Annotated in this window: 17 protein-coding genes and 1 pseudogene; 13 read left to right on the top strand and 5 right to left on the bottom strand. The window is 71.5% G+C overall.

Going from position 1 to position 21,229, the window contains the following annotated elements; genetic code table 11:
* Window positions 1–34: 34 nt before the first annotated feature.
* From ACFU5F_RS14010 to ACFU5F_RS13990, 5 genes are all read left to right on the top strand, one after another.
* Window positions 35–622 carry a hypothetical protein gene (locus ACFU5F_RS14010; RefSeq protein ID WP_383886548.1) on the top strand — a complete coding sequence of 196 codons (588 nt, stop codon included), beginning with the start codon at window positions 35–37 and terminating at the stop codon, window positions 620–622.
* Window positions 597–1,889, top strand: coding sequence for an ABC transporter substrate-binding protein (locus ACFU5F_RS14005; protein ID WP_383886546.1), 1,293 nt, complete (start codon window positions 597–599; stop codon window positions 1,887–1,889). The genes ACFU5F_RS14010 and ACFU5F_RS14005 overlap by 26 nt, the downstream gene beginning before the upstream one ends.
* Before the next feature lie 192 nt (window positions 1,890–2,081).
* Window positions 2,082–3,350: a glycosyltransferase family 4 protein gene (locus ACFU5F_RS14000; RefSeq protein WP_383886544.1), complete on the top strand. Its 1,269-nt coding sequence runs from the start codon at window positions 2,082–2,084 to the stop codon at window positions 3,348–3,350.
* Window positions 3,350–4,189, top strand: coding sequence for a hypothetical protein (locus ACFU5F_RS13995; protein WP_383886566.1), 840 nt, complete (start codon window positions 3,350–3,352; stop codon window positions 4,187–4,189). The genes ACFU5F_RS14000 and ACFU5F_RS13995 overlap by 1 nt, the downstream gene beginning before the upstream one ends.
* Before the next feature lie 61 nt (window positions 4,190–4,250).
* Complete coding sequence (locus ACFU5F_RS13990) at window positions 4,251–5,261, top strand: helix-turn-helix transcriptional regulator (protein ID WP_383886542.1); 1,011 nt, start codon at window positions 4,251–4,253, stop codon at window positions 5,259–5,261.
* Here the strand turns inward: ACFU5F_RS13990 and ctaD are convergent.
* Window positions 5,170–6,900: a cytochrome c oxidase subunit I gene (ctaD, locus tag ACFU5F_RS13985; RefSeq protein WP_383886540.1), complete on the bottom strand. Its 1,731-nt coding sequence runs from the start codon at window positions 6,898–6,900 to the stop codon at window positions 5,170–5,172. The genes ACFU5F_RS13990 and ctaD overlap by 92 nt on opposite strands.
* Window positions 6,901–7,277: 377 nt before the next feature.
* Between ctaD and ACFU5F_RS13980 the strand changes: the two genes are divergently transcribed.
* The gene (locus ACFU5F_RS13980; RefSeq protein ID WP_383886538.1) at window positions 7,278–7,493 is read left to right on the top strand and encodes an I78 family peptidase inhibitor; all 216 of its coding nucleotides are present in this window, start codon (window positions 7,278–7,280) and stop codon (window positions 7,491–7,493) included.
* 146 nt (window positions 7,494–7,639) lie between these two features.
* Here ACFU5F_RS13980 and ACFU5F_RS13975 read toward each other — a convergent pair whose 3' ends face one another.
* Both ACFU5F_RS13975 and ACFU5F_RS13970 read right to left on the bottom strand, forming a co-directional pair.
* Complete coding sequence (locus tag ACFU5F_RS13975) at window positions 7,640–8,662, bottom strand: phosphatase PAP2 family protein (RefSeq protein WP_383886536.1); 1,023 nt, start codon at window positions 8,660–8,662, stop codon at window positions 7,640–7,642.
* A gap of 250 nt (window positions 8,663–8,912) precedes the next feature.
* The gene (locus tag ACFU5F_RS13970) at window positions 8,913–10,106 is read right to left on the bottom strand and encodes a glycosyltransferase family 39 protein (protein ID WP_383886534.1); all 1,194 of its coding nucleotides are present in this window, start codon (window positions 10,104–10,106) and stop codon (window positions 8,913–8,915) included.
* Window positions 10,107–10,475: 369 nt separating this feature from the next.
* On the opposite strand from ACFU5F_RS13970, the gene ACFU5F_RS13965 reads away from it, so the two are divergent.
* The gene (locus ACFU5F_RS13965; protein WP_383886532.1) at window positions 10,476–12,086 is read left to right on the top strand and encodes an MFS transporter; all 1,611 of its coding nucleotides are present in this window, start codon (window positions 10,476–10,478) and stop codon (window positions 12,084–12,086) included.
* Window positions 12,087–12,187: 101 nt separating this feature from the next.
* The gene (locus ACFU5F_RS13960) at window positions 12,188–13,378 is read left to right on the top strand and encodes an acyl-CoA dehydrogenase family protein (RefSeq protein WP_383886529.1); all 1,191 of its coding nucleotides are present in this window, start codon (window positions 12,188–12,190) and stop codon (window positions 13,376–13,378) included.
* A 53-nt stretch (window positions 13,379–13,431) separates the two neighbouring features.
* Here ACFU5F_RS13960 and ACFU5F_RS13955 read toward each other — a convergent pair whose 3' ends face one another.
* The gene (locus tag ACFU5F_RS13955; protein WP_383886526.1) at window positions 13,432–13,875 is read right to left on the bottom strand and encodes a cell division protein SepF; all 444 of its coding nucleotides are present in this window, start codon (window positions 13,873–13,875) and stop codon (window positions 13,432–13,434) included.
* A gap of 303 nt (window positions 13,876–14,178) precedes the next feature.
* On the opposite strand from ACFU5F_RS13955, the gene ACFU5F_RS13950 reads away from it, so the two are divergent.
* From ACFU5F_RS13950 to ACFU5F_RS13930, 5 genes and pseudogenes are all read left to right on the top strand, one after another.
* Window positions 14,179–15,393: a DUF5685 family protein gene (locus ACFU5F_RS13950; RefSeq protein WP_383886524.1), complete on the top strand. Its 1,215-nt coding sequence runs from the start codon at window positions 14,179–14,181 to the stop codon at window positions 15,391–15,393.
* A 431-nt stretch (window positions 15,394–15,824) separates the two neighbouring features.
* Window positions 15,825–16,501: pseudogene (locus ACFU5F_RS13945) on the top strand (FAD/NAD(P)-binding protein); the annotation flags it as partial.
* Window positions 16,502–17,123: 622 nt separating this feature from the next.
* Window positions 17,124–18,026 carry a S1 family peptidase gene (locus tag ACFU5F_RS13940; RefSeq protein ID WP_383886523.1) on the top strand — a complete coding sequence of 301 codons (903 nt, stop codon included), beginning with the start codon at window positions 17,124–17,126 and terminating at the stop codon, window positions 18,024–18,026.
* A gap of 104 nt (window positions 18,027–18,130) precedes the next feature.
* The gene (locus tag ACFU5F_RS13935; RefSeq protein WP_383886520.1) at window positions 18,131–18,412 is read left to right on the top strand and encodes a hypothetical protein; all 282 of its coding nucleotides are present in this window, start codon (window positions 18,131–18,133) and stop codon (window positions 18,410–18,412) included.
* Between the two features lie 495 nt (window positions 18,413–18,907).
* Window positions 18,908–19,987, top strand: coding sequence for a S1 family peptidase (locus tag ACFU5F_RS13930; RefSeq protein WP_383886518.1), 1,080 nt, complete (start codon window positions 18,908–18,910; stop codon window positions 19,985–19,987).
* Between the two features lie 23 nt (window positions 19,988–20,010).
* Here the strand turns inward: ACFU5F_RS13930 and ACFU5F_RS13925 are convergent, their stop codons facing one another.
* Window positions 20,011–21,081 (bottom strand): DUF3533 domain-containing protein, encoded by a 1,071-nt coding sequence (locus ACFU5F_RS13925; RefSeq protein WP_383886515.1) that lies wholly within the window; start codon window positions 21,079–21,081, stop codon window positions 20,011–20,013.
* Window positions 21,082–21,229: the final 148 nt, after the last annotated feature.

Below are 21,229 nucleotides of genomic sequence, written 5' to 3'. Positions count from 1 at the left end.
GCACCGCCCGGACCGACACCCGGTGGTGAGCCAGATGGTTCTCGGGAGCGACCTCAGGCGGGCGAACGGACGGCGGGCCCACGGCCCGCGTGCGGCGGGACGGGGTACGGCCCTCGCGGCCGCCCTTGTTCTCCTCCTCGCCCCGGCCCTCGCGGCGTGCAGCGACGAGAGCGGGGGAGGCGGCGACACGGCGCCGCCCACGCCGACCGTGGAACGGACGACGGCCGAGCCCGGTGAAACGACCGTGTCCGCGAGCGGACCCGCCGACACCGCGGCCGCCGAGAAACAGATCGAGAAGAACTGGAAGACGTTCTTCGACCCGTCCACCTCCACCAAGGAGAAGCAGGCCGTGCTGGAGAACGGCGAGGAGATGGGCCCCGTCCTCGCCGCGTTCAGCGGAGACAAGCGCGGCGGGCAGGTGGAGGCCGAGGTCAAGAAGGTGACGTTCACCTCGGCGACCGGCGCCGACGTGACCTACACCCTGCTGCTGGAGGGTGCCACGGCCCTGCCGGACGCGGCGGGCACGGCCGTCGAGCAGGACGGCACCTGGAAGCTCTCCGTCAAGACGCTGTGCGGACTGGTCGCGCTGAGCGGCAATGCGACACCGGGTCCGGGCTGCTGAGACGGTCGCCGCCGCGCTGCTGCTCCTGCTGGTGACGGCCTGCGGCAGCCGGCTCCCGGAGAGCGACTTCGAGCACCGGGGGCGCACCACGGCGCCGGCGGACACCGCGCCGCTGCGCGTCGGGATCATCACCAGCGTCACCAGCCCCGTCGGCGGCACCGCGTTCACCGGGCCGCGCGACGGGGCGAGGGCCTACTTCGCCGCGCTCAACGCCCGCGGCGGTGTCGACGGCCGCCGCGTCGAGGTACGGGAGTGCGACGACGGGGGCAGCGGCGTCGGCAACAACGAGTGCGTGCACCGGCTCGTCGAGGAGGACGGCGTGGTCGCGCTGGTCGCCACCACCGCCCTCGACTACGCGGGCGCCGCCCGGGTCGCCCGCGCCCGCGTGCCCGACATCGGCGGCCAGCCCCTCGGCCCGGCCTACGACACGTATCCGTACCTCTACAGCGTCTACGGCAGCCTCGCGCCCCGGAACGGCACGACGGGCTGGGGCGGGAAGCAGTACGGCGGCACCGAGGTCTACCGCTACTTCCGGCGCGAGCACGGCGCCCGTACCGCGGCCGTCGTCTCGTACAACCAGCCCGCGTCGGCCGCGTACGCGCGCCTGGTCGTGCGGGGACTCAGGGCGGAGGGGTACGAGGTCGTCACCGAGCAGGTCGACTTCGCGCTGCCCAACTTCCGCGCGGTCGCCGCCGACATCGAGGAGCGGGGCGTGGACCTGGTCTTCGACGCCATCGACGGCCACGGCAACGCCCGGCTCTGCGCGGCGCTGGACGCGGCGGGCGTCGACCTCACCGCCAAGGTCACCAACGTGCAGAACTGGACCTCCACGATCGCCGAGGACCACGCGGACGCCCCGCGCTGCCGCAACGCCCTGTGGGCCACCGGCTCCAGCCGCAACCACGCGGACCTGCGGGACGAGGCCGTACGCGAGTTCCGGGACGCGACGAAGACGCTGAAGGCGCACTCCCAGTGGCAGCTGGAGGGCTGGGCGGCCGCGATGTGGTTCACGGACGCGGCGCGCTCGTGCGCCGGAAGCCGGGCAGGCGTCACGCGCGCGTGCGTCGACCGGTTCATGAACCGCGACGAGCCCTACAGCGCCGACGGGCTGCTCCTGCCCGTCCGCTTCGAGCGGCTCACCGAGCCCCCGCGCACCCGTCGGAGCTGCGTGTCCGTGGCCCGCTGGCAGGACGGGAAGGGCTGGGTCGCCCAAGGGGACATGAACGAGAACTGCTTCGACGTCCCGCAACTCCCCTACAGCCCCTGATGCGTTGAGCGGCGAACAGGTTCCCTCGTCCGGCTATCGATCGGGCAACCGTTCCGGCACAAGTTGATGATGCCTTCCAACCATCCCCGGGGAGACCGGGTCTAACCGGGTGGTGGTGGACCAGCACCGCCATGGACGGATGACCGGGGAAATCAACGGATGACCAGCGAAATCTGGGGATTCGGGGGACGCATGCACATTTCATTCCTCATACACAACGCGTACAACATCGGTGGAACGATCCGCACGACGTTCAACCTCGCGAACACGCTGGCCGAACAGAACGACGTGGAGATCGTCTCCGTCTTCCGCCATCGTGACGGGCCGGTCTTCGACGTCGACCCGAGGGTCCGGCTGCGCGGCCTCGTCGACATCCGCAAGGGCGGCGCGGACAAGGGCCACGCCGACCTGGAACGCCCCGCCAAGGTGTTCCCGCGCGCCGAGGGCCGGTACGGCCAGTACAGCGCCCTGACCGACCGGCGCATCGCCGAGTACCTCTCCTCGGTCGACGCCGACGTCCTGGTCGGTACCCGCCCCGGGCTTAACGTCCACATGGCCCGGCAGACCCGCCGCGGCCCGGTCCGGGTCGGCCAGGAGCACCTCACACTCGACAGCCACTCCCCGGCCCTGCGTGCCACCCTGCGCGGTGCCTATCCGCGGCTCGACGCGCTCACCACCACCACCGAGGCCGACGCGCGCGCGTACGGGAGGATGCGCCTGCCCGGCGTGCGCGTGCAGGCCGTGCCCAACCCGGTGCCCGCGCCGGGCGTCGACCCGGCCGACGGCTCCGGCAAGTGGGTCGTCGCCGCCGGGCGGCTCGCCCCCGTGAAACGCTACGACCTGCTCGTGCGGGCCTTCGACAAGGTCCGCCGGGAGCGGCCCGACTGGCGCCTGCGGATCTACGGCAGCGGCAAGCAGAAGGAAAATCTGCGTTCCCTCGTCGACACGATGGGCCTCTACAACCACGTGTATCTGATGGGCCCCGCCACCCCCATCGAGCCCGAGTGGGCCAAGGGTTCCATCGCGGCCGTCACCTCCAGCCTGGAGTCCTTCGGCATGACGATCGTCGAGGCCATGCGCTGCGGACTGCCGGTGGTCTCCACCGACTGCCCGCACGGCCCCGGCGAGATCATCGAGGACGGCGTCGACGGCCGCCTGGTCGAGGTCGGCAGTGTCGAGGCCATCGCCGACGGCCTGCTGGAACTCATCAACGACGACGACAAGCGGCGGCGGATGGCGCACGCCGCGCTCCAGGACTCCGAGCGCTTCGACCCGGCCCGTATCGCCGAGCGGTACGAGACGCTGTTCGGCGACCTGCTCGCGCGGGGCGGCGCCTCGCCGGTGGGCCGGGTGCGCGGCTCACTGCACCGCACCCGTGGCGCTCTGCTCGGCAGTGCGTACGCCGTTCGGGATGCCGGACGTGCCGCGCGGTCCGCGATCAGGAAGGGCCGCACGGCATGATGATGACGGCTCCACGGCAGCCCACGCACCGCGACGACCCGGGGGACCGGGCCACACCCCCGCGCGCCGACTGCGCCGCCGACCTCGCCGGCGGCCTGACCTTCGACATCGCCGACCCGGGCGTGACCGACGCCGCCCACCTCGTCCTCCTCCGGCGCCGCGGCGACCGCAGGACGCGCCTGCCGTTGACCCCCGCCGGCAACGGCCGGCTGCGGGCCGCGCTGCCCAGCGGCACGGACCTCCCCGAGGGCCGCTGGGACGTCTACCTCCAGATCGCCGACGACGAGCCGCACCGGCTCGCCCCCGGCCTCAACGACCTGCGCTCCCTCGTCGACCGCACCCCGGCCCCCACCGCCGGCCGGGTCGCCGTCCGCATCCCGTACGGCACCAAGCACGGCAACCTCAGCATCCGCAGCTGGGAGCGCTCCCCGCACGCCGAGGCGGGTGCGCTCCACATCGGTGACGGCGGACTGGAGGTCACCGTCCGGGCGTACGGCGCCGAGCCCACGCCCGAGGCGTACGCCGAGTTCACCGACCGGGCGGGGGCCTCACCCGCCGTCCGGGCCGGCCTGACCCCGGACGACCGGGGCGGCCTCCGCTTCACCGTGCCCTACGGCGAACTCCGGCCCGGCACCTGGGCCCTGTGGCTGCGCCCGCGGGGGGAGTCCGGCCCGCGGGCGCGCGTCGCGCGGCTGCTCGACGACATCGTCGAGAAGACCTCCGTCCTCGTCTATCCCGGGAAGCGGGTCGAGTCCGGGCACGGGCCGGTGCGGGCCGTGCCGTCCTACACGGCCGACAACGACCTGTCCGTCACGGTCACGGTCGTCCCCGTGAGCTGAGCCAAGCGGGCCGCGGTGGTCGAGGACACAACCTGTCCTCGACCACTGCCACACTCCTCCCATGTTGGAGACATCGGCACGGCTGCTCCGCCTGCTCTCGCTGCTGCAGGCCCACCGCGAATGGTCCGGCTCGGAACTGGCCGGCCGCCTCGGGGTCACCGCGCGCACGGTCCGCCGCGACGTGGACCGGCTGCGCGAGCTGGGCTACCCCGTCAACGCCAGTCCCGGCACGGGCGGCGGCTACCAGCTCGGCGCCGGGGCCGAGCTTCCTCCGCTGCTCCTCGACGACGAGGAGGCCGTCGCGGTGGCCGTCGGGCTGCGCTCGGCCGCAGGCCAGGGCATCGACGGCATCGGCGAGTCCTCCGTCCGCGCCCTCGCCAAACTCGAACAGGTACTGCCGCACCGCCTGCGCCGCCGGGTGGGCGCCCTGAACGCCTTCACCGTGCCGCTGCTGCGCGGCCCGCAGCTCTCCGCCGTCGACCCCGAGGTGCTCACCGAACTCGCCAACGCCTGCCGGGACGCCGAGCGGCTGCGCTTCGAATACCGCGACCACGGCGGCACGGCCACCCGGCGTACCGTCGAGCCGCACCGTCTGGTGTGCACCGAGCGCCGCTGGTACCTGGTCGCCTGGGACGTGGACCGCGCCGGCTGGCGCACCTTCCGCGTCGACCGCGTCAGGCCCACACCGCCGCACGGCCCGCGCTTCACCCCGCGCGAGCCACCCGCCGAGGACCTCGCCGCGTACGTCTCACGCGGGGTCTCCACGACCGTGTACGCCGCGCACGCCGTCGTACGGCTGCTGGTGCCCCTGCACGAGGCCGCCGAACTGATCTCGCCCTCGGCGGGCACCCTGGAGGCGTACGACGAGCACAGCTGTCTGCTGCGCACCGGGGCGCCGACCCTGGACGTGATGGCCATTCACGTGATGATGACCGGCGTCGACTTCGAGGTCGTCGAACCGGCGGAGCTGACCGGGACCATCAGGACTCTCCGGGACCGGCTGTCGGCCGCTCTTGACCGAACCGGGGATGCGGCGTCCGCTCCTGGCCCTTCCGGGTCTGGGGCGGCGTGATCGCCGCGAACCTCGGATGGTGCAGGTCGAACGCCGGTGCCTCGGAGCGGACCCGGGGCAGCGTGACGAAGTTGTGGCGCGGCGGCGGGCACGAGGTCGCCCATTCCAGCGACCGGCCGTAGCCCCAGGGGTCGTCGACGTCGACCCGTACCCCGTACCGGGACGTCCGCCAGACGTTGTAGAGGAACGGCAGCGTGGACAGGCCCAGCAGGAACGCGCCGATCGTCGAGAGCGTGTTCAGGGCCGTGAAGCCGTCGGCGGCCAGGTAGTCGGCGTACCGCCGGGGCATGCCCTCGGCGCCCAGCCAGTGCTGGACCAGGAACGTGGTGTGGAAGCCGACGAACAGCGTCCAGAAATGGATCTTGCCCAGCCGTTCGTCGAGCATCTTCCCGGTGAACTTGGGCCACCAGAACGAGAAGCCCGCGAAGGTCGCGAAGACGACCGTGCCGAAGACGACGTAGTGGAAGTGCGCGACCACGAAGTACGAGTCGGTGACATGGAAGTCCATCGGGGGCGACGCCAGGATCACCCCGGTCAGGCCGCCGAACAGGAAGGACACCAGGAAGCCGGTCGCCCACAGCATCGGTGTCTCGAACGACAGCGAGCCCTTCAGCATCGTCCCCGTCCAGTTGAAGAACTTCACCCCCGTCGGCACGGCGATCAGGAAGCTCATGAACGAGAAGAACGGCAGCAGCACCGCGCCCGTGGCGAACATGTGGTGCGCCCACACCACGATCGACAGCCCGGTGATCGCCATCGTGGCCCCGACCAGCGTCAGATAGCCGAAGATCGGCTTGCGGCTGAAGACCGGGATGATCTCCGTGATGATCCCGAAGAAGGGGAGGGCGATGATGTAGACCTCGGGGTGCCCGAAGAACCAGAACAGGTGCTGCCAGAGCAGCGCGCCGCCGTTGGCGGCGTCGAAGACCTGCGAGCCGAACCGCCGGTCCGCCTCCAGCACCAGCAGCGCCGCGGCGAGCACCGGGAACGCCATCAGGATCAGGATCGACGTGAACAGCGTGTTCCAGGTGAAGATCGGCATCCGGAACATCGTCATCCCGGGCGCGCGCATCCCGATGATCGTGGTCAGGAAGTTCACCGCGCCGAGGATCGTCCCGAACCCCGACAGCGCGAGCCCCATGATCCACATGTCGGCCCCGATTCCCGGTGACCGTTCCAGGCTGTTCAGCGGCGCGTAGGCGAACCAGCCGAAGTCGGCGGGCCCGGACGGCACCAGCAGTGAGCCCATCACGATCAGCCCGCCGAACAGGAACAGCCAGTACGACAGCATGTTCAGCCGGGGGAAGGCGACATCGGGCGCGCCGATCTGGAGCGGCATGATCTCGTTGGCGAACCCGGCGAAGGTCGGTGTCGCGAAGAGCAGCAGCATGATCGTGCCGTGCAGCGTGAACAGCTGGTTGAACTGTTCGTTGTCCACGATCTGCGTGCCCGGCCGGGCCAGCTCGGCACGCATGACCAGCGCCATCAGACCGGCAGCCAGGAAGAAGAGGAACGACGTGACCAGGTAGAGGTGGCCGATCTTCTTGTGGTCCGTCGTGGTCAGCCAGTCGACCACCAGCCGCCCCGGCGCCTTCGCCCGGACGGGTCGTGCCACCGCCTGTGCGGTCTCGGTCCCCATCGCTCGCCCCTTCGCCGCCGCGTCCTGGGCCCGTGCCGCACGCCATGATGCTCGCGCCCCCGCCGCTCCGGCAGGGGGCGTACGGGGGAAGTGTGCGGGAACCGTGAATTTCCCCTGAGGTGGGGGCTTCCGGCAGCCGTCCGGGAATCGGTGGGAAAAGGCTGGACATGCACCGGACGCACACGTCCCGGACTGCTTTCCTACGGGCTATTCGCGATGGTGCCGAAGCGGCCGCGAATTGCGTCCGGCAGCGCGAGGAAGGCGTGAGGAACCGCTCGAACGTGTGACTGCGTTGGGCCGAAACGGGTGTCGTGGTTCTGTGACAGAAGCGTGACTGCGGGAGGACAGGGGCGCTCCGGCCGCCTACCGTGGCGGCCATGGCACCGATTCCCACCCCCTCCGAAGAGCCCCGGGACGACCCTGACGCGTACGTCGGACTTCAGGCACCGGACGCCGAGCGCCGAGCCGTGGAACGCGGCTGGTCCACCGTCAGAAAGCTGCCGCCGGGCGCGATCATCACCATGGAGTACCGCTTCGGGCGGCTGAACCTGGAGGTCGAGGACGGCCGGGTGAAGCGCGCCTGGAAGGGCTGAGACCCGGCAGCGAAGGACAAGGGCCGAGATCCGGCATCACGACGGACGCCTGACGGACGAAGGCCCGGCTCACGGGGAGCCGGGCCTTTCACCGTGCGGGGCATGGGCTGTGCGTACCGGCCCCGCTGTCGGGTGGCTGTCTCGTGTCAGCCGCCCGCGACCGGGCGGGCCGGGGCCGCGTTGTGCGCGACCCGGTCGGCGTGGGGCGGCCGGCGGGAGCCCGTCGGGGTGACCGGAGCCCTGTCCGACCTGGCCAGATGCGGTCCGGTGGACAGGTGCAACGGCACGATCGGCGGATGGGCGGCGCGGGCCGCGACCTCGGTCTCCCGCAGGCCCGCGGACTCCTCGACGGGCCCCCGTGCCACGGCCGTTCCCGCGGCGGCGGGTGCGGGCGCCTGCGCGGGTGTCCTGCGACGGTCGCGCAAGGAGTCGCGCAGCGAGAGGATCCAGGCCTCGGCCCGGGCGATCAGCGGCTCGAACCAGGGCAGCGCCAGCATGATCAGCAGACCGGCGGCCCAGCCCAGCAGGACGTCGCTCAGCCAGTGCGTCCCCAGGTAGACCGTGGTGAGGCCGACCCCGAGCGAGATCACGGCGGACAGCGCCGACAGCCAGCGCCGGGCCCGCGGCGTCGACGCCAGATAGGCCAGGATGCCCCAGGTCACCACGGCGTTGGCGGTGTGTCCCGAGGGAAATATGTCGCCGCCGAGCCACATCTCGTTGGCGCCGATCTCGGTGGCGTAGTGCGGGCCGAGCCGGCCCATGCCGATCTTGGCGGCGCCGACCGTGATGTTCAGCAGCAGCAGCGAGACCCCGAGCGCCAGCATCGGACGCAGGGTGTGCTGTCTCCAGGAGCGCCAGCCCAGCCAGGCCGCGACCATCACGGCGGTGGGGCCGCGCTGGCCCAGGACGACGTAGTAGTCCAGGAAGGCGTGGATCTGCTGCCACTGCTGGTACGGCCGGAAGAACATGATCTGCCAGTCGAGGCGGACCAGCCACGAGGTGATCACGACGGCCCACACGATGGCCACGTAGAAGGCCAGGGTGGAGGCGAAGAGGACCACCCGGTGCCGGGTCATCACCGGCACATCGATGTGAGCCGGTCGTTCCGGCTCACGGTCCAGCCTGGAGAAGACCCGGTCCAGACGGGTCGGCTTTGGTTCGGTACGCACTCAATCGACGTTACAGCGAGTGAGCTCCGGCGCGACGTGAATCACCGGCTTTGTGATGACGCCGTGATGTGGGATTGCTCTCATATTGATGTTTATTTCTGCTGAATGACGAATGGTTGCGCGACTCGGCCTTCAATTCTATGGGCTCGTACGGGGTTCCCTTTTGCAGCCCTTTTATATTCGTTCACCGAATGCTTGCGTGGAATTACCCGTTCGCTCGCGGTCCGTGGTCGGCCGGTCGGCCGAACGGTCAGGGCGGACCCGAGCCGTTCAGCCAGAACGCCCCGTAGAGCGCCGACACCACTGCGGCGGCCCCCACGATCGCCGCCGACCTGGACACCCGGGTCCCGGCGAGGGCCCGGGCGAGCGGCAGCAGCAGGGGGAAGGCGGGCATCAGCAGCCGGGGCTTGGAGCCGAAGTAGCTCGACGCGCACAGCGCCAGCGCGGTGACGACCCCCGTGTAGACCAGCAACGGCAGCGGCTGTCCCTGCCGTACGCACACGACGTACAGCCAGATGATCAACGCCACTCCGATGATCAGTCCGACTCCCGCCAGGGCCGACGGGAACGAGGTGAACTTGTCGGCGACGAAGCGGGCGAAGGCGTAGCCGCCGTCGAAGCCGTTGCGCCAGCCGGCTTGGACGTCGAGATAGCCCAGGGGCCCCCTGCCCGTGTGCCGGCCGACCCACAGGACGTAGCCGACGGCTCCCAGCGGTGCGAGGAACATGCCGAGGGCGCGTGACGCAAGGCGTGCGCTGTCCGGTGCCTCCGTACTCCGGTTCCGTCCGGACGGGGGAGCGGACTCGGGCCGCCGATCCCGTACGTACGACACGATCGCGGCCGCCCAGAGCGCCGCGACCACCGCGAGCCCCACCGGGCGGGTCAGTCCGGCCAGGGCCGCCAGCGCGCCCGCCACCACCCAGCGGCCGGTCAGGACGGCGTACAGCGACCAGGCGGCCAGCGCGGTGAACAGCGACTCCGTGTACGCCATCGACTGCACGATCCCCACCGGCAGCACGGCCCACAGCAGCACGGCGCAGACACCGGCCCGCCTGCCGTACACATGGTCGGCGACCGCGAAGATCCCCCAGGCCGCGACGAGCGAGGCGAGCGTGGCGACGGCGAGGCCGGCGTGCGCGTACGACAGCGGGGTCACCGCCGAGACCGCGCGCTCCAGCCAGGGGAGCAGGGGGAAGAACGCCAGGTTCGAGTGGACGTCGCCGTTCGGCAGGCGCACCTCGTAGCCGTAGCCGAGTTCGGCGACGCGCGTGTACCAGAGCGAGTCCCAGCGGGCCGACAGCAAGATCAGTGCGCTCTTGTCGCGTGCCGCGCTCCACCCGGCGAGGGCGACGAGGCCCAGGGTGCGCACGGCGGCGTACCCGAGGAGTGCGGGGGCGGCCCGCCTCAGGAGGGGCGGCGCCGGGCGCGTGGCAAGATCGGTCACGCGCTCGATTATCGGCGGAGCCGGGAACCGGCAGGGACCTGACGGCGTGGTGGGTCCGTGATGGACGGTGGCGGACGTGCCACGGACGACCGCGGGTCGACCCACGGACGACCGTCGGTCGGCCCACGGACGAGTGATGAAGGAGCGGTGGGAGACCGGTGGGCGGGCCGGGGCGTGGCGTACGCCACAGGCCGCACGGGCTTCCATGAGACACCCGCCACGCTGCACCCGCCGGGACTCGCGTACGCTGACGGCTCGCTCGCCGTTCGTTGCGCGGGTCCGGGACGCCGCTCCTCCCGGGCCGTGGCCGCAGGGGAGTCCCCGCCCCGTGGTTCCGCCGAACGCGAGAGCATTCTGGGAGGTACGTACATGTCCGGGACGCCCACGGCCGCCGCGCGACGCCGTCGGGGCACCGGGGCCGGTGCCAACCGCTGGGTCGTCCTCGTCGTCCTCTGCGTCAGCCTGCTGCTCGTCGCCGTCGACGCCACCGTGCTGCACGTGGCGGTCCCCGCCGTCACCGAGGACATCAGGCCGAGCGGCATGGAGCTGCTCTGGATCGTCGACGTCTACCCACTGGTCTGCGCCTCGCTGCTGATCCTCTTCGGCACCCTCGGCGACCGGGTCGGCCGCAGACGGATCCTCCTGCTCGGCTACGCCCTCTTCGGCGTCGCCTCCGCCCTCGCGGCCTTCGCCGACAACCCGCAGGTCCTGATCGCGGCCCGCGCTCTGCTCGGCGTCGGCGGCGCGATGATCATGCCCGCCACGCTGTCGATCCTGCGCCAGGTCTTCCCCGACCGGCGCGAGCGGGCGCTCGCCATCGGCGTGTGGAGCGCGGTCGCCGCCGTCGGCGCGGCCGTGGGACCGCTGCTCGGCGGGTTCCTGCTGGAGCACTTCTGGTGGGGCTCGGTCTTCCTGGTCAACATCCCGCTGATGCTCGTGAGCCTGCCGATCGGACGGCTGCTGCTGCCCGAGTCGACGGGCGAGCGCGACGGGCCCTGGGACGTGGTCGGCGCCCTGATGGCCGCCGTCGGTCTCTTCGGTGTCGTCCTCGCGGTGAAGCGGCTCGGCGGCGGACACCCTCCCTTCGACCCGGGCACCGCGCTCGCCCTCCTCGGCGGCGGCGGGCTGCTGGCCGCGTTCGTACGGCGGCAGCGGCGCCGGAGGCGTCCGCTGGTCGACCTGCGGATGTTCGCGCGGCCCGCGTTCAGCACCTCGGTCGGCTGCATCGTCCTCGCGATGCTCGCCCTGGTGGGCCTCGAACTGATCGCCGCGCAGTATCTGCAACTCGTCCTCGGGCTGTCCCCGCTGGAGACCGGGCTGCGTCTGCTGCCCCTGACCGTCGCCGCGATGGCCGCCGGGCTCGTCGGCTCCCACCTGCTGCACCGCTTCGGGCCGCGCCGCATGGTCTGCGTCGGCTTCTGCCTCACCGCCTTCGCGGTCGTCCTGCTGACGGGCATGGGACGTCACGACAACGCGGGGCTGCTGCTCACCGGGTTCGTGCTGCTGGGCTTCGGCCTGGAGACGACCCTCTTCGGCGCGTACGAGTCGATGCTGAGCGAGGCCCCCGCGTCCTCGGCGGGCGGGGCGGCGGCGATCGGCGAGACGTCGTACCAGTTGGGCGCCGGTATCGGGATCGCGCTCCTCGGGAGCGTGATGAACGCGGCGTACGCGCCGGGGCTGGCCGCCGTGCCGGGGGTGCCGTCGTCGGCCTCCGCCGCCGCCGGGCACTCGCTCGGCGAGGCGTACGAGGTCGCCGACCGGCTGGGCGGCCCCGCGGGCGAGGCGCTGCGGCATGCCGCCCGGGACTCCTTCGTCCACGGCCTGCACGTGACGCTGCTGGTGAGCGCGGCGCTGCTGGTGCTCGGCGCGGTGATGGCGCTGAGGTTGCCCCGGGGCATGGAGTGCGGGTCCACCGCCGAACTGCCGGGGCCGCGGGAGGCCAAGGCGGCGCCGTCCGTGCGCGCGGAGTCGATCCGCTGAGCCGCCGCGGCACTCTCGGTGTGTCCGGCCGGTAGGGCCGGGACGCCGGGCCATGGGTAATGTGCTGAGCATCGCTAGTTTTACGAGCCGGAGGTTGTCCCATGGCCGCGCCCGCGAAGTCGCCGTCCTTCGACCCCGCCGATTTCCTCGGCCTCGACGAACTGCTGGACCCCGAGGATCTCGCCGTGCGGGACACCGTGCGGAGCTGGGCGGCCGACCGGGTCCTGCCGCATGTCGCCGAGTGGTACGAGCGGGGGGAACTCCCCGGCATCCGGGAACTGGCCCGCGAGTTGGGCGCGATCGGGGCGCTGGGGATGTCGCTGGAGGGATACGGGTGCGCGGGAGCCAGTGCGGTGCAGTACGGGCTGGCCTGTCTGGAGCTGGAGGCGGCGGACTCGGGGATCCGGTCGCTGGTCTCCGTGCAGGGGTCGCTCGCCATGTACGCGATCCACCGCTTCGGCAGCGAGGAACAGAAGCAGGAGTGGCTGCCGCGCATGGCCTCCGGTGAGGTCATCGGCTGCTTCGGGCTCACCGAGCCCGACCACGGGTCCGACCCGGCGTCGATGCGCACGTACGCCGAGCGGGACGGCGGCGACTGGGTCCTGAACGGGCGGAAGATGTGGATCACGAACGGCTCCGTCGCCGGGGTCGCCGTGGTGTGGGCGCAGACCGGGGACGGTGTGCGGGGGTTCGTCGTCCCTACGGACGCGCCCGGGTTGTCCGCGCCGGAGATCAAGCACAAGTGGTCCCTGCGCGCCTCCGTCACCAGTGAACTCGTGCTGGACGACGTGCGATTGCCGGCGGACGCCGTGCTGCCGGAGGTCAAGGGGCTGAAAGGCCCGCTGAGTTGTCTCTCGCACGCCCGTTACGGAATCGTGTGGGGCTCGATGGGTGCCGCGCGGGCCAGTTTCGAGTCGGCCGTCGCCTATGCGAAAACCCGTGAGCAGTTCGGGAAGCCGATCGGCGGATTCCAGCTCACCCAGGCCAAACTCGCCGACATGGCGGTCGAGTTGCACAAGGGGATTCTGCTCGCCCACCATCTGGGGCGGCGGATGGACGCGGGACGGCTCCGTCCCGAGCAGATCAGCTTCGGCAAGCTCAACAACGTGCGCGAGGCGATCGAGATCTGCCGTACCGCCCGGACGATTCTCGGCGCGAACGGGATCTCCCTGGAGTACCCGGTGATGCGGCACGCGACGAACCTGGAGTCCGTGCTCACCTACGAGGGCACCGTCGAGATGCACCAACTGGTGCTGGGCAAGGCGCTCACCGGTCTCGACGCCTTCCGGTGAGTCGCGCGGGGTGACCCGGGCACCGCAAGGCAGGGCCGGCGAGCGGCCCTGCCTCAGCTCTGGTTGAAGAAACCGTCGACCGGACGGCTCGCGACCTCGCCGCTGACGATCTCCGTGTCGGCCGGGGTCAGCAGGAACACGCGGTTGGACACCCGCTCGATCGAGCCGCGCAGACCGAAGATCAGGCCGGCCGCGAAGTCGACGACCCGCTTGGCGTCGGCGGGCTCCATGTTCGTGAGGTTCATGATGACCGGGACGCCGTCCCGGAAGAGTTCGCCGATGTGCCGGGCGTCACGGAAGCTGTCCGGCGTGACCGTGCCGATCCGGCGGCCGTGGTCCTGTGCCGACTCGGACGCCACCTTGACGCGGGGGTCGGTGACCCATGCCTCGCCGGAGCCGGCCTCCCGCTCGTCGGCGTAGTCGTCGTCGTAGTAACGCTCGTCATCGTTGTCGTCGACGAGGCCAAGCCAGGCACTCGCCTTGCGCACCGATCCCATGGACGCCTCCTCTCGCAGCGGTCTTTCGTGCTTTCCGCATCCCTATCGTCGTCCATGATGCGGATGTCTCGCCAAGTGGATAGACGCCGCACGGGGGTTTCGTGACGGTACTGGTGCAGAACGAATTCGTCGAGAGTCCATGTGCCCCAAGGGCTCCGCTGTACACGCCTGCTGACAGGGAGTGAAATAATATTGTTCGTGGCGTTTGGGTGAGTCGCGGGCCGTCCGGGTGAACGTTCCGGCGGCTACGATGCCGCGACGCCGACGAGCGCGCGGCGACACGGCGAGACACGGGGGAGTGTCGTGTTCGGAATCGTGAGGCCCTGCGGTCATCGCCTCGGCGAAGGGCTGCGCACCCAGTGGATGGCGCATCTGTGCGGTCTCTGTCTCGCACTGCGCACGGATCACGGGCAGTTCGCCCGGGTCGTCACTAATTATGACGGTCTGCTCGTCTCGGTTCTGACGGAGGCTCAGACCGAGCGCGTCAGCGACGGGCGGCGCACCGCCGGACCCTGCCCGCTGCGCGGGATGCGCACCGCCTCCGTCGCACACGGCGAGGGCGCGCGGCTCGCCGCCGCCGTCTCGCTGGTGCTCGCCTCGGCCAAGGTCCGTGACCACGTCGCCGACGGGGACGGACTGCTCGCGCGCAAGCCGGTGGCGCGCGCCGCGCGCCGGATCGCGACGAACTGGGGGCGCGCGGGGGCGCGTACGGGATCGGACATCGGGTTCGACACGGCCGTGCTGGTCGACGCGGTGGACCGGCAGACCGGCGTGGAGGCGCTGGCCGGACCGGGTACCCCGTTGCTCGCGGTCACCGAACCGACCGAGACGGCCACGGCGGCGGCCTTCGCGCACACCGCGGTCCTGGCCGGACGGCCGGGCAACGCCGAGCCGCTCGCCGAGGCCGGACGCCTTTTCGGGCGGCTCGCCCATCTGCTGGACGCGGTGGAGGACCGGACCGCCGACGCCGCCGCGGGCGCGTGGAACCCGCTGACCGCCACCGGGACCTCGCTCACCGAGGCCCGACGGCTCGCCGACGACGCCCTGCACGGCATCCGGCTCGCCCTGCGCGAGGCCGACTTCGTCGACGGCGGGCTCGCCCATCTGCTGCTGGTGCACGAGGTGCGCAGGTCGGTGGACCGGGCGTTCGGAGCGGTGCCGGTGTGTGCGAGCCATCGGCACGGCGGGGTGCCGGGGCCGGGGAATCCGTACGCGGGCGGCGCCGGTGATCCGTATGCCGGAGCCGGTGGGAATCCGTACGCCGGCGGCGGTGGGAACCCCTTCGGCGGTGGCAGCGGTGGCGGGGGCGGTGGCTTCGGTGTGCCGCAGCCGCAACCGCCGCGGCGCCGGGGGTTCTGGGCGGGGTGCGGGATGTTCACCCTGCTGTGCTGCACCTGTCGGCTGTGCTGTGCGAAGGAGTACGAGGGTCCCTGGTCCCGGAAGAAGCGCGAGGGCTGCTGCCGGGACTGCGACTGTGACTGCTGCGACGCGTGCGAGTGCTGCGGTTGCGACTGTTGAGGACAGGAGGGAACGCGAGGGGGGCGCGTGCGTGAAGGCCAAGGGGGAGAACACGAACGGCGCCCCTCGGGAACCGGGGCGCGCAGGGGGTCGGCTCAGCTCAACAGGAGGAGGACCACACTCGACCGAGGTCGATGTGGGAGCGCTTGACCGGCCACTGCTGCGGATGCGTGGAGCAGTGGAACAGGCATCCGAAAGCGAGTCAACCGACCTGAGACGTGCCGCTCACAGTTCGGACAGCCTTGACAGCGAGGGGAAAGGCAGCCGTTCGCTCGGCGCAGACCGCTGCCGAGGGGCTCGGTCGCCCGCGTCCGTCCCGCCGGACGCGCCCGTGTGAAGGCACCCGTGTTCGACTCGGACACCACGGAGCCTTTCGCGTGCCGTCTGCCTCTTCCTCTTGCTCCCCCCTGCCCTCTTCGCGCCCGTCCCTGGTGATCGTCGGCGCCGGACCGCGCGCCACCGGACTGATCGAGAGGATCGCCGCCAACGCCGGTGCGCTGTACGCCGGCGAGGGCTTCGACATCCACCCCGTCGACCCGCATTCGCAGGGGCGGGCGCATCTGGCGGGCCGACCAGTCGCCGCTGCTGTGGATGAACTCGCAGGCCGAGGGCATCACCATGTTCACCGACGAGACGGTGCGGACGGACGGACCCGTGCGGGAGGGGCCCACGCTGCACGAGTGGGCGGGGCTCGACGGGCGGCTCTTTGCCGACCGGCGTGTGCAGGGCGAGTATCTGCGCTGGGTGCACCGGAACGCCGTCGCCGATCTCCCCGAGAGGGTCGAGGTCCACCATCACCCGCGGCGGGCGTTCCGGGTGAGCGGACCGCCCGGAGGACGTCAGCAGGTGTGGCTCGACGGGCGTCCGCGTCCGCTGCCCGCGGACCTCGTCATCCTCGCGCTCGGCCATCTGGACGCCGAACTGGACGACGACCAGCGGGAACTGGCGGAGTACGCCCGTGCCCATGGGCTGGTCCACATGCCCCGGACTTCACCGCCGACAGCGACCTGTCGCCGCTGGCCCCGGGGAACCGGTGCTCGTGCGGGGCTTCGGGCTCGCCTTCGTCGACTGCCGAGGTTCTTCGGGCCGGGCCGGGGCCGTCGACGGCTTCCACCTCGTCCCCGTCGAGCCGCGCCGGGATCTGGAACGGCTCGTCAACGGGACGGTGGCGCTGCTCCAGCACCGTGGCCTGTTCCGCACCTTCCACCCGGCAGCACGCTCCGCGAGCACCTGGGCCTGACCCGGCCGCCGACCGTTACGCCGTCAGGGAGAGTGCGGTGGGAGGAGGGCGGGGAAGGCGACGGGGGTGACGAAGGACTGAACGGCCCAACGGACGACTTCCGGACACCCCCGGGCGGTGGACCCGCGTACTCCGACCGGGCGCCCCGGGGGGTGTCGCGTGCCGCGGCCGACGATAGTGGTGCTCGACGCTCCCGGGCCCTGCGGCCTGCTCCGACGACCCGTCATCCGGCCCCGCCGGGAGCCGATCAGGATTTACACAGAACCCGCACATATGGCCTGACGGGGTCAACTGGAGTGGAGGGCGCGCCGGTTGGGCTTCCGAGAGGCCGAAAGGCACCCTTGCGTGGGTCGGCGGTACGACCGAATACTTCCCCCCAGCGCCTTGTCAGGGACACGGCGTGTCCGGAATCCGGACCGTCGCCCTGATCTGCGCCTCACGGGCCCCGACCCCACGCGGGCCCCCGACTTCCCTTTGGAGGGAACGAACAGTGAGGATCAAGCGCACCACCCCCCGCAGCGGCATAACGAGACGGACCCGGCTGATCGCCGTGACCACCGGACTCGTCGCCGCTGCCGCCGTCACGGTCCCCACCGCCAGTGCGGCAGGCACCCAGACGTTCAGCGCGTCCGAGCTGAAGAGTGCCAGCTCATCGGTGCTCAAGGCTGATGTCCCGGGCACCGCCTGGGCGATCGACCCGGCGACGGACAAGCTCGTCGTCACCATCGACAGCACCGTCTCCCGGGGCGAGCTGGCGAAGATCAAGGAGGCGGCGGGCGAGAACGCCGGCGCTCTGACGATCAAGCGGACCCCTGGCAAGTTCAATAAGTTGATCAAGGGCGGCGACGCCATCTATGCGAGTAGCTGGCGCTGCTCCCTCGGCTTCAACGTCCGCAGCGGCAGCACCTACTACTTCGTGACGGCCGGTCACTGCACCGACGGCGCGGGCACCTGGTACTCCAACTCCGGCCGCACCACGGTCCTCGGTTCGACCGCCGGGTCGAGCTTCCCGACCAACGACTACGGTCTCGTGCGCTACAGCAACACGTCCATCGTCAAGGACGGCACCGCGGGCGGCGTCAACATCACCAGCGCGGCCACCCCGAGCGTGGGCACCAACGTCATCCGCACCGGGTCCACCACCGGTACCCGTACCGGACGGGTGACCGCCCTCAACGCGACCGTGAACTACGGTGGCGGCGACATCGTCTACGGCATGATCCAGACCACGGTCTGTGCCGAGCCCGGCGACTCCGGCGGCCCGCTCTACGGCAGCAACGGCGTGGCGTACGGTCTGACCTCCGGCGGCAGTGGCAACTGCTCCTCCGGTGGTACGACCTTCTTCCAGCCGGTCACCGAGGCCCTGAGCGCGTACGGGGTCAGCGTCTACTAGGCCGAACGGGATCCAGGCCGAACGGAACCGGCGCTCTTCCCCCCGGCGCCGGCCCCCCACCCGGCGGCAGCCGGCGATCACAGGCGAGCCCCCGCACACATGGTGTGCGGGGGCTCGCCCTCGTTCGGGCGGCGGAGTCACCCGGGGCGGTCCTCCGGCTCGCCCGGCTGAGGAGGAAGGTCGACCTGCGGATCGTGCCGATGCCGGTGCCCGCGCAGGAGGGCGCCCGGGACGGCGTCACGGTCCGGGGTGGCGCCGTGGTCTGGTTCGAGGTGACTTCGCCGGTGGACGCGATCGTGCCGGTGGAGGACCGCCGCTTCGCCGTCTCCCGGGCCTCGCTGCGGTTCACGGCGCGGCAGGCCGAGGCCGACCGCCGCAGTCGGTGAGTCGGCTGCGGGTCGGTGAGGGCTGGTCGCGCAAGTTCCCCGCGCCCCTGATGGGGCGGGGCTGCGCTCCTGCCTTTTCAACGGCCCGCAGGGCCGTTGTTCTCAGGGGCGCGGGAAACTGCGCGAGAAGCCCCACCGACCCGCAGCCGACGATGCTCCCGTCGAGTCCGGCCTCCGGATGGGCTGTTTCAAGACAGGACTAGACCTCACCCGGTGCGAAGGAGGTCGTTGCTTCCTGTGTTTGCAGTGTGAATTTCCGTGGGGGCAGGGCGGAGCCTTACCGGACGGTAATGACATAGGGGGCGTGCGCCCTCGTGGTGCGGGCGGCCGGAAGTCGACCTTGTGTGCCCCCTGTGCGCCTAGGAATAGTTGGCGCCGCACAGTTGGCATGGACGCGGCGTTTTCTCTTGTTCGCCGCCTCCTTGCCCGCATGAATTCCGGCCGGGCGGGGCCCCCACGCCCCTCTCGGTCAACCCCCCCACAGGAGGACACGAGTTGAAGCACCGACGCATACCCAGGCGCCGTGCCGTCGTGACGGGTGCCGGCATCGCCGCACTGGTCGCCGCGGGAGTGACCTTCCAGACTGCGAACGCGAGCGAGACCGCGCCGACCGCCGAGCCGAAAGCGCTCTCCGTCCTGGCGGCCGGAAAGCTCGCCCGGACGCTCGGCACGGACCTCGGCGCCGACGCGGCGGGAACGTACTACGACGCGAAGAGCAGGCTCCTCGTCGTGAACGTGCTCGACGAGGCCGCCGCCGAGACGGTCGAGGCGGCCGGCGCCAAGGCCCGTATCGTCGAGAACTCCCTCGCCGAACTGAAGGGCGCCCGGACGACCCTCAAGGCGGACGCCACCATCCCCGGCACCGCCTGGGCCACCGACCCGACCACCAACAAGGTCGTCGTCACCGCGGACCGCACCGTCTCCAAGGCCGAACTGGCGAGACTCACCGAGGTCGTGGACGGCCTCGGCGCCAAGGCCGAACTCAAGCGCACCAAGGGCGAGTACAAGCCCTTCGTGGCGGGCGGCGACGCCATCACCGGCGGCAGCGGCCGATGCTCCCTCGGCTTCAACGTGGTCAAGGGCGGCGAGCCGTTCTTCCTGACGGCCGGTCACTGCACCGAGGGCATCTCCACCTGGTCGGCCGGCGGCCAGGTCATCGGCGAGAACGCGGACTCCAGCTTCCCGGGCGACGACTACGGTCTGGTCAAGTACACCGCGGACGTCGACCACCCGAGCGAGGTCAACCTCTACGACGGCTCCACGCAGGCCATCTCCGGGGCCGCCGAGGCGACCGTCGGTATGAAGGTCACCCGCAGCGGCTCGACGACCCAGGTGCACAGCGGCACGGTCACCGGTCTCGACGCCACCGTGAACTACGGCAACGGCGACATCGTCAACGGCCTCGTCCAGACCGACGTCTGCGCCGAGCCCGGTGACAGCGGCGGCTCCCTCTTCTCCGGCGACAAGGCCATCGGCCTCACCTCCGGCGGCAGCGGCGACTGCACGTCGGGCGGGGAGACCTTCTTCCAGCCCGTCACCGAGGCGCTCTCGGCGACCGGCACGCAGATCGGCTGACAGCCGGTCAGTCGGTCAGTCGGTCAGTCGGTCAGTCGGTCGGCCGGCCTGTCGGCTGACGGCGGATCCGCCGGATTTCTCCTCAGGGCCGCCATCACCACGGTGATGGCGGCCCCCGCCACTGCCCAGGCGGAGAGCACCAGAAGCGGGCCGGTGGTGTCGTTGCCCTCGAAGTAGGCGATCGAGCGGGCCACCCAGACACCCGCGCCCGGGGGCAGCGCCGGGCCGATCGCCGCCCAGAACGGTGGCAGCAGCGGCGGCGGCAGCGCACCGCCGGCGCTCGGGTTGCCCGCGATCACCACCAGCAGGACGGCCACGCCGATGCCGGCGATCCCGAAGACGCACTGGAGCGCCAGCGTGGCCGCGCCCACCGCGAAGACGACCAGCGCCCCCAGCCCCCACAGCGCCGCCACGCTGCCCGGCAGGGCGGTCAGGACCGGCCCGGCGATGACCGCGCCGCCGAGTCCGCCGACGATCGCGAACAGGGCCAGGGCGCCCAGCCGGATGATCCCGCGCCGGATGTTGGTGGGTCGTGCCCCGGCGCTCATCGCCAGCGCCGACGCGCACAGATAGCCGCCCACGCACCAGCCCACGACCAGGTAGAAGGACGTGAGCCCGTTGGCGTCCCCGAGGTCGGCCGGGGCCACGTCCACCGTGCGCAGGGCGCGGCCCTCGGACCGCTCCAGCGCGGTGACGAGCGTGGCCAGCGCGGTGGCGAGGGAGCGGCCGCCCCCGGAGGCGACCAACAGGGTGTCGGTGGTGCCGGCCGGGTCGATCAGCAGGGCGCCGTCGATCTCCCGGTCCAGGATCCGTTCGCGCGCCGCCGTCCGGTCGGTCACCGTGCGCGGGTCCAGCGGCTCGCCCGGCAGCCGCTCCAGCCGGTCCACCGCCTGCTCGGCCGCCGCGGCCCGGGGCGCGACCACGCCGAACGGCACGTCCCTGAGCTTCGGGTGGTGCAGTGCCCCCACGTACGAGGCGATGAAGAGCAACTGCAGGGCGAGGACCCCGACGACGAGCAGGGTGGCCCGCGGTGTGATCCCGTCCTTGAGTTCGTCGACGAAGGATCTGGGGGCGGGCCCGGCCGTCTGTGTCATGTCCCCACGGTCCGAGGGGGGCGGTGTTTGCGCAGGTGGGACGGGGCCGAATGGCTATCGTACAGAAGTTCGAAAAGTGGTCTATGGTGGAGACGAGGGAGCTGTGAACTGATGTTCGAGCCGAGCGGCTGACCGGGGACCGGACGAG

Origin of the sequence: Streptomyces sp. NPDC057438, assembly GCF_042802995.1 — a bacterium.
Taxonomy (GTDB): domain Bacteria; phylum Actinomycetota; class Actinomycetes; order Streptomycetales; family Streptomycetaceae; genus Streptomyces.
Note: the sequence above shows the minus strand (reverse complement) of the source record. Positions and strands in the feature narration are given on the sequence as shown.

Coding starts and splice junctions, on each gene's coding strand:
- ACFU5F_RS13980 (WP_383886538.1), top strand. CDS start 7,278: ATGGCACCGATTCCCACCCCCTCCGAAGAGCCCCGGGACGACCCTGAC.
- ACFU5F_RS14010 (WP_383886548.1), top strand. CDS start 35: ATGGTTCTCGGGAGCGACCTCAGGCGGGCGAACGGACGGCGGGCCCAC.
- ACFU5F_RS13960 (WP_383886529.1), top strand. CDS start 12,188: ATGGCCGCGCCCGCGAAGTCGCCGTCCTTCGACCCCGCCGATTTCCTC.
- ACFU5F_RS14005 (WP_383886546.1), top strand. CDS start 597: ATGCGACACCGGGTCCGGGCTGCTGAGACGGTCGCCGCCGCGCTGCTG.
- ACFU5F_RS13990 (WP_383886542.1), top strand. CDS start 4,251: ATGTTGGAGACATCGGCACGGCTGCTCCGCCTGCTCTCGCTGCTGCAG.
- ctaD (WP_383886540.1), bottom strand. CDS start 6,900: ATGGGGACCGAGACCGCACAGGCGGTGGCACGACCCGTCCGGGCGAAG.
- ACFU5F_RS13995 (WP_383886566.1), top strand. CDS start 3,350: ATGATGACGGCTCCACGGCAGCCCACGCACCGCGACGACCCGGGGGAC.
- ACFU5F_RS13925 (WP_383886515.1), bottom strand. CDS start 21,081: ATGACACAGACGGCCGGGCCCGCCCCCAGATCCTTCGTCGACGAACTC.
- ACFU5F_RS13965 (WP_383886532.1), top strand. CDS start 10,476: ATGTCCGGGACGCCCACGGCCGCCGCGCGACGCCGTCGGGGCACCGGG.
- ACFU5F_RS13955 (WP_383886526.1), bottom strand. CDS start 13,875: ATGGGATCGGTGCGCAAGGCGAGTGCCTGGCTTGGCCTCGTCGACGAC.
- ACFU5F_RS14000 (WP_383886544.1), top strand. CDS start 2,082: ATGCACATTTCATTCCTCATACACAACGCGTACAACATCGGTGGAACG.